The sequence below is a fragment of the Gordonia otitidis NBRC 100426 genome (assembly GCF_000248075.1).
GTDB classification, from domain to species: domain Bacteria; phylum Actinomycetota; class Actinomycetes; order Mycobacteriales; family Mycobacteriaceae; genus Gordonia; species Gordonia otitidis.
Genome location: NZ_BAFB01000252.1, coordinates 1 through 7064 on the forward strand (window position 1 = coordinate 1; position 7064 = coordinate 7064).

General features: G+C 65.9%; 6 protein-coding genes and 1 tRNA gene. 4 read left to right on the plus strand and 3 right to left on the minus strand.

Going from position 1 to position 7064, the window contains the following annotated elements; genetic code table 11:
* Window positions 1–30: 30 nt before the first annotated feature.
* The 3 genes from GOOTI_RS23775 to fabG all read right to left on the minus strand — a co-directional run bounded on the left by GOOTI_RS23775 (window position 31) and on the right by fabG (window position 2688).
* Window positions 31–906 carry a hypothetical protein gene (locus tag GOOTI_RS23775; RefSeq protein ID WP_007241155.1) on the minus strand — a complete coding sequence of 292 codons (876 nt, stop codon included), beginning with the start codon at window positions 904–906 and terminating at the stop codon, window positions 31–33.
* Between the two features lie 765 nt (window positions 907–1671).
* Window positions 1672–1743: transfer RNA gene (locus GOOTI_RS23780), tRNA-Gln, on the minus strand.
* A 189-nt stretch (window positions 1744–1932) separates the two neighbouring features.
* On the minus strand, window positions 1933–2688 hold the full coding sequence (fabG, locus tag GOOTI_RS23785; protein WP_007241156.1) for a 3-oxoacyl-ACP reductase FabG: 756 nt from the start codon (window positions 2686–2688) through the stop codon (window positions 1933–1935).
* Between the two features lie 197 nt (window positions 2689–2885).
* On the opposite strand from fabG, the gene glmU reads away from it, so the two are divergent.
* From glmU to arsC, 4 genes are read left to right on the plus strand one after another with little or no spacing between them, the layout of a single operon-like run.
* The gene (glmU, locus tag GOOTI_RS23790; RefSeq protein WP_007241157.1) at window positions 2886–4361 is read left to right on the plus strand and encodes a bifunctional UDP-N-acetylglucosamine diphosphorylase/glucosamine-1-phosphate N-acetyltransferase GlmU; all 1476 of its coding nucleotides are present in this window, start codon (window positions 2886–2888) and stop codon (window positions 4359–4361) included.
* A gap of 57 nt (window positions 4362–4418) precedes the next feature.
* Complete coding sequence (locus GOOTI_RS23795) at window positions 4419–5396, plus strand: ribose-phosphate diphosphokinase (protein WP_005175641.1); 978 nt, start codon at window positions 4419–4421, stop codon at window positions 5394–5396.
* A gap of 25 nt (window positions 5397–5421) precedes the next feature.
* Window positions 5422–6621, plus strand: coding sequence for an MFS transporter (locus tag GOOTI_RS23800; protein WP_007241158.1), 1200 nt, complete (start codon window positions 5422–5424; stop codon window positions 6619–6621).
* A 10-nt stretch (window positions 6622–6631) separates the two neighbouring features.
* Window positions 6632–7006: an arsenate reductase (glutaredoxin) gene (gene arsC, locus GOOTI_RS23805; RefSeq protein ID WP_007241159.1), complete on the plus strand. Its 375-nt coding sequence runs from the start codon at window positions 6632–6634 to the stop codon at window positions 7004–7006.
* Window positions 7007–7064: the final 58 nt, after the last annotated feature.

Here is a 7064-nt window from a genome sequence, read left to right on the forward strand (position 1 = left end):
ACAGCTCCACACCTCACTCGGAGGTCTTCCCTATGTCACGTCGACTCGCCGAACGCCGTACCTAACGTCCCGGGTCAGTACAACTAGCAGCCACTGCGCCGGGCTTGACACCGCCGGAGAGTCTGCGAGCGCCCGTTCGCGGTCGCGCGCCGATAGACGCGCAAGCTCTGAAAGGTCTGGGGGCCGTGAGGCTTCCAAGCTGGCGTAAATGCTCGCACCGATCGCTCGCAGCTGAGGCAGCTTGTCAGCGGTCGCCGCCTCAGCTTTGAGGCGGCCCAACTCGCCCAGCATGTCGTGATTGTCTCGAGCTTTCCGGATGACCCGATCAGCGAAAACCCACACGTAGCGACCCCCGGGGTCGACGACGGTGCATTCCTGCTCGGTGTGCCAACCGTTCCGGCCGACACCGGGGTCCCACTTCGCCCACACAGCCCACCGAATGCTCACGTTGTCAAAGACTTCAGCGGTCCCGTCTGCGACCAGCTCATCGAAGAGTGCACGCCGGACTCCCGCCTGCTCGGGGAGAGCCGCACACTGAATCTTGAATCGATCGTCACTCATCGACGTCAGCATCGCCGCGGTTTCGCTCCCGTCGGACTCGCGGACAAGCGTGCACTCGCCATCCACACCGACCACGTAAACCCTCACTCCCAGCGCGGGGCTACGGGCCTCCACACCAAGGTCGATACGCCACATGACCCACACGAGCGCACCTGCTGGCAGTGAGAGGTCGACCCGGCGATTGTCGTCGGCGACCTCGACGGGTTCCAGCACGAAGTCCTTGATTGGATGATCCTGAGGGAAGTCGGCAATCGACGTACACGTGGCCACCCGTACCACATCAGCAGGTAGGTCAATCGCAACGCTGAACTTCGATTTGGTGCAAATGAGTCGACTGGTCTTCACAACGGCTCCTTTCACGCGGCGGTTCTTGGTGGTCGTAAAACCAGTGTACCGTAGTTATTTTATTGTGCCACAACACTTTTCATGTAGGAATGGACCTCGCTACGCTCGGACTCGCACCGCGCGTTCACCCCCGCCATCACCCGACGATCGATCGAATTCACTATCTGCCTGGTGGTGAAGCCGGTGGTGAACGACCCCCCTAGACGAACATCGTTGTTGTGCAACATGTTTCGTCTAGAGGGATCGTATGCGCTTCTTCTGCCTGGCGGAGCCAGCCGTCTGGAGCCACAGACCGCGCTGCGGAAATTAGTCGCGCGCCGGGACGGGGATGTGCGATCGGCTGCCGGGGCAGCCGATTTCAGCTGCTGCCCCGCATCGCTCTGCGCGCCTGGGTGTCCGGGTCCGCCTTCACCACCGCGCCGATCGCTCGGGTATGCCTTTTTTTCTCTCTACACCCGGAGGCCAACCGGTGGGCGGTGTCCCCCACACTCGGGCCGTCGCTGCCAGCGGCGGCCGGGGGTCGCCGCGTCGATGCGCGGCGGGCGCTGTGTGTCGTCGTTCCCACCGCTGGGGTGGGTCGGGTAGAATCAGCGCCTAAGCGCAGGTTCGACCGCCATCGATCCTCGCCAGGCCTCGCGCCGGTGTTGGTAGCACCGGCCGGGGCCATCATAATTTTCGGAGCCGAAACCGAGCTTATAGCGGATTTGTAGCGGATGGTATCCCGCTTCCCGCCCGAAAAGCACCTTGACCAGCGCTTTCTCGTTGCTCCCCCACCAGGACTCGAACCTGGAATGCCTGAACCAAAATCAGAAGTGTTGCCGATTACACCATGGGGGATTACTCGCCTAGAAGTGTGCCACAGGCACGGCTGACGATTGTGCCACGGGTGGCCGCGGCGATCTCAACCAGCGAAGTCACGCGAACCCGACGCCAGACGCCGGCCGAACTGGCAGACGCGGCTGGTGTACCAGCCGCGTTCTCCAGAAGGGCCCGCGTTTGCGGGACGAGACCGGCCCGCGCCGGACCTCAGTCCTTCGGGCCGCCGGCGACGTAGATGACCTGGCCGGAGACGAAGCCCGCGCCCTCGGAGACGAAGAACGACGCGGTGTGAGCGATGTCCTCGGGCTTGCCGGTGCGGGCGACGGGGATCGCCGAGGCGTTGAGCTTCTTGAACTCCTCGAAGTCCATCCCGACGCGGGCGGCGGTGGCTGCGGTCATGTCGGTCTCGATGAAACCGGGCGCAATGGCGTTGGCGGTCACGCCGAACTTGCCCAGCTCGATGGCGAGCGTCTTGGTGAAGCCCTGCATGCCTGCCTTGGCGGCCGAGTAGTTGGCCTGACCGCGGTTGCCCAGAGCCGACGTCGACGACAGGTTGACGATGCGACCCCACCCAGCGTCGACCATGTACTTCTGGCAGGCGCGGCTCATCAGGAACGCGCCGCGCAGGTGCACGCCCATGACGGCGTTCCAATCGTCGACGCTCATCTTGAAGAGCAGGTTGTCGCGCAGGATGCCCGCGTTGTTCACCAGCACGGTCGGCGCGCCGAGTTCGGCGGCCACCTTCTCGACGGCAGCGGTGACCGACGCCTCGTCGGATACGTCGGCCCCGACGGCGATCGCCTTGCCGCCCGCGTCGTTGATGGCCTTCGCGGTCTCGGTGGCGGCCTCCTCGGTGATGTCGAGAACGGCGACGGCCAGACCGTCGTCGGCGAGGCGCCTGGCCACCGCCGCGCCGATGCCGCGTCCCGAACCGGTCACGATTGCTGTCTTCTGCGCGCTCATCCGAACTCCTTCATTACGTGTGCGCCTACTGTGACGTGCGTCCCTTCGGTTCTATCAGTCGACACACGCGGCACCTCCACCACCTGCACCGAAGTCAGCGACTCGTGGGCTACTCAGTAGTATCGGGCCGTCGCGCGTCGAGACGGTGGTCTGAGGCGGATGCGGCCGCATGATCCCGACCCTCGGAAGAGGTGGATATGACAGAGAAGTCAGCAGCGACAGCCGTGATCGTCCTCGCCGCAGGCGCGGGCACTCGGATGAAGTCCAAGACCCCGAAGATCCTGCACACCATCGGCGGACGCTCACTCGTCGGCCATGTGCTGCACGGTGCGGCGTCGGCCTCCCCCGATCGTCTCGTCGCCGTCGTGGGCCACGAGCGTGAACGCGTCATCGCGGCCATCAACGAGATCGCCGACGAGCTCGGCACCGAGGTCGTTGTGGCCGTACAGGATTCGCCCGCCGGGACAGGCGATGCAGCGCGTGCAGGTCTGACCGCACTCCCCGACGACTTCGCAGGCACCGTGATCGTCACCGCCGCCGACATCCCGCTCCTCGACGGCCAGACGATCGAGGATCTCGTCGCCACACACACCGCAGGCGACGGCGCAGCAGTCACGCTGACCGGATTCATCGCCGACGAACCGACCGGTTACGGACGCATCATCCGCACCAACGACGGATCGGTGCAGGCCATCGTCGAGGAGAAGGACGCGACCGACGCGCAACGCGCGATCACCGAGGTCAACGCGGGCATCTACGCTTTCGACGCCGACGCGCTGCGAATCGCCCTACAGCAGCTCTCGACCGACAACGCGCAGGGCGAGTTCTACCTGACCGACGTCATCGAGATCGCACGTACGGCGGGCAAGACCGTCCGCGCGCACATCGTCGACGACCCGCTCGTCGTCGCGGGCTGCAACGACCGTGCACAACTGTCTGCACTCGGCGCCGCCCTCAACGCGACGATCGTCCGACGTCACCAGCTCGCGGGCGTCACCGTGGTCGATCCGGCAAGCACGTGGATCGACGTCGACGTGGAGATCGAGTCCGACGTCCGGATCGAACCCGGTACCCAGCTGCACGGTCGCACCCGCATCGCTGAGGATGCCGTCGTCGGCCCCGACACCACCCTCACCGACGTCGTGGTCGGGCGCGGGGCGTCGGTGATCCGTACCCACGGCTCCGAGGCGGTCATCGGCGACGACGCGTCCGTCGGCCCGTTCGCCTACCTGCGCCCGGGCACCGACTTGGGTGCGCGAGGCAAGATCGGCACCTTCGTCGAGACCAAGAAGGCCTCCATCGGCGCAGGTAGCAAAGTCCCGCACCTCACCTATGTCGGCGACGCGACGATCGGCGAGGAGTCCAACATCGGGGCGTCGAGCGTCTTCGTCAACTACGACGGCGTCAACAAGCACCAGACGGTGATCGGGTCGCATTGTCGGACGGGCTCGGACAACATGTTCGTCGCTCCGGTGCAGGTCGGTGACGGCGCCTATACCGGGGCAGGTACGGTCATTCGGGACGATGTCCCGCCCGGCGCCCTCGCGGTCTCGTCGGGTCCACAACGCAACATCGACGGTTGGGTACCCCGCAAACGCCCCGACACGGCAGCCGCGCGCGCCGCGATCGAGGCGGGCGCGACCGATACCCGGCCCGAACAGCCCGGCTCCTAGCCACGCCACCCACCGGCGGAGCCACCCACCGGCCGACGATCGAGTAGAAGAGTTTCCATGACCTGGACCACGGACAACCAGAAGAACCTGATGCTGTTCTCGGGGCGCGCTCACCCCGATCTGGCACAGGCTGTCGCCGACGAACTCGGCATCACGCTGACCCCGCAGACCGCGCGGAACTTCGCCAACGGCGAGATCTTCGTCCGCTACGAGGAGTCGGTCCGCGGTTCGGACGCCTTCGTGATCCAGAGCTGCCCCGCCCCGCTCAACGAGTGGGTCATGGAGGCGCTGATCATGATCGACGCCCTCAAGCGCGGATCGGCCAAGCGCATCAGCGTGATCCTGCCGTTCTACCCGTACGCACGCCAGGACAAGAAGGCCCGCGGCCGTGAGCCGATCTCGGCCCGCCTGATCGCCGACCTGATGAAAACCGCGGGCGCCGACCGCATCATCTCCGTCGACCTGCACACCGACCAGATCCAGGGCTTCTTCGACGGCCCCGTCGACCACATGCACGCCCAGGGGCAGCTCTCGGACTACGTGCGCGGCAAGTACGGCATCGACAACCTCGTCGTCGTGTCGCCGGATTCGGGTCGTGTGCGCGTGGCCGAGAAGTGGTCGGACGCTCTCGGCGGCGCGCCGGTCGCGTTCATCCACAAGACCCGTGACCCGATGGTCGCCAACCAGATCGTCGCGCACCGCGTCGTCGGTGAGGTCGAGGGCCGCACCTGTGTGGTCATCGACGACATGATCGACACCGGCGGCACCATCGTCGGCGCTGTCTCGAAGCTGAAGGAAGCAGGTGCGGGCGACGTCATCATCGCCACCACGCACGCCGTCTTCTCCGATCCCGCAGCCGAGCGCCTCGCCAACTCCGAGGCCGACGAGGTGATCGTCACCGACACCCTGCCCATTCCGCAGGAGAAGCGTTTCGAGAAGCTGACAGTGATCTCGATCGCCCCGCTGCTGGCGCAGACCATCCGCGAGGTCTTCGAACACGGCTCGGTGACAAGCCTTTTCGACGGCAACGCCTGATCTCGACCAGCTCGATCAACGAACCATGTTGACGACCACCGCCGCCCGTCGCGACTGGGCGGCGGTGGTTTCGCTTGGTCTCGGTGTGTTCACCATCACCACCACAGAGATCATGCCGATCGGGTTGCTGCGTCCGATGGCCGACGACCTCGGCGTCTCCGAGGGCAGTATCGGGCTGACCGTCACATTCTTCGCCTTCGTCGCAGCGCTGAGCGCACCGACGCTGTCCACCGCGACGCGACTGCTCGACCGTCGGCCGATCCTGCTCGCGGTGATGGCTGCCTTCGTCGTCGGCAACACGCTCACCGCACTCGCGGTCAACTACGTGATGCTCGTCGTCGTCCGGATGGCGATCGGCATGGCATTGGGACTGATGTGGGCGATCGTCGCGGCAACCGCGGTACGCCTGGTGCCGCCGAGCGCCGCCGTGCGTGCAACCACCATCGCGTTCTCCGGGGTCTCGCTGGCGTCGGTGCTGGGCATGCCCGTCGGTACCGTCATCGGCCAGGCCTTCGGCTGGCGTGCGGCCTACTGGACACTCGCCGGATTGAGCGCGGTGACCCTGACCGCACTGGCCGTACTGCTGAGATCGGTACCCGGCGACAGCGAGACGATCGGGCTTCGCGGACTCCCCCGATTGCTGCGGATGCGCAATCTCAGAACGACTCTCATCGTCACCGCACTGGTCATCACCGGCGCCTACGCCGCCTACACCTACGTCACCCCGTTCATCGTGGAGATCCTCGGCATCGACGCCGATCTGGTCGGCGTCGTCCTGCTCGTGATGGGTGTGGCGGGGGTGACCGGCAACTTCGCGGCGGGTGCCTTCCTCAACCGCACGCCGTCGGTGCGGTGGTCGCTGGCGACGATCATCGCGGTTCTCGCGGGCGCACTCATCCTCACCCCGGTCGCCAGTCTGTGGCTGCCAGCCGCGTTGGTCGGCCTCCTCGTGTGGGCGGCGGGGTACGCTGCGGCACCGATCGGCTTGCAGACGACGGTCTTCCGCGTTGCGCCCGCCTACAGGGAATCGGCGACGACGCTGTACTCCACGACGTTCAATTTCTCGATCGGTGTCGGAGCTCTGCTCGGTGCCCTCGCGATCGAGCGCGGAGGCGCGCTCGCACCGGTCATCGTCGGAGCCGTGTGCGCGACGGTCGCGCTTGCCGTCGCACTCACCCTCCCCACCCGCGTGAGGCCCGACGATCCGGCCGCAGTGCCTGGGTAAGGTTGCCGCCATGAACACTGGGCGCGAGGCGACTGGCAACACCGAGACCGCGACGATTTACCACAACCCGAAGTGCTCGACTTCGCGCAAAGCCCTGCAACGACTGCGCGACGAGGGCATCGAGCCGACGATCGTCAAGTACCTCGACGAGCCGTACACCCGCGCACAATTGGAGACGCTGTTCGACGACGCCGGAATCACCGTCCGTCAGGCCGCCCGCAAGCGCGAAGCGCTCTACAAAGAACTCGAGCTCGACGCCGCGTCGGACGAGAAGCTGCTCGACGAGATGGTCGCGCACCCGATCCTGGTGGAGCGCCCGTTCGTGGTGACCGACAAGGGAACCCGTCTCGCACGACCACTCGAGAAGCTCGACGAGATCCTCTGACCGCTCAGAACAGCAGCGGTCCGACGGTATTCGCAAGCCCGCGCGCGGCATCGGTGAG

Coding starts and splice junctions, on each gene's coding strand:
- fabG (WP_007241156.1), bottom strand. CDS start 2,688: ATGAGCGCGCAGAAGACAGCAATCGTGACCGGTTCGGGACGCGGCATC.
- glmU (WP_007241157.1), top strand. CDS start 2,886: ATGACAGAGAAGTCAGCAGCGACAGCCGTGATCGTCCTCGCCGCAGGC.
- GOOTI_RS23795 (WP_005175641.1), top strand. CDS start 4,419: ATGACCTGGACCACGGACAACCAGAAGAACCTGATGCTGTTCTCGGGG.
- GOOTI_RS23800 (WP_007241158.1), top strand. CDS start 5,422: ATGTTGACGACCACCGCCGCCCGTCGCGACTGGGCGGCGGTGGTTTCG.
- arsC (WP_007241159.1), top strand. CDS start 6,632: ATGAACACTGGGCGCGAGGCGACTGGCAACACCGAGACCGCGACGATT.